Annotated in this window: 1 pseudogene; it reads right to left on the reverse strand. The window is 37.9% G+C overall.

What is annotated here, in order from left to right:
* Window positions 1-2: 2 nt before the first annotated feature.
* Window positions 3-211 (reverse strand): annotated as a pseudogene (locus HJW02_RS13635) (hypothetical protein); the annotation flags it as partial.

A 211-nucleotide genomic window follows, 5' to 3' on the forward strand; every position in this document is an offset into this window, starting at 1 on the left:
ACCTATAGATTATCTACCAAATACATTTCATCGGGAGTAATATCATTACCGATGTAAGAAAAACTAACATACCGTTCAACGAATCCCTCCTGATCTGTGGCATACGTAACCTTTCCAAGATTAGATATGTCAAGCCTTGAAGAGCCAAATACTTTTCCTGACGATATAAGACTTGCTGAATAGTATTCCGTTTTGATTGGACGGAAGGGTT

Source organism: Akkermansia sp. GGCC_0220 (assembly GCF_017566105.1).
In the GTDB taxonomy this organism is placed as follows: Bacteria; Verrucomicrobiota; Verrucomicrobiia; order Verrucomicrobiales; family Akkermansiaceae; genus Akkermansia; species Akkermansia massiliensis.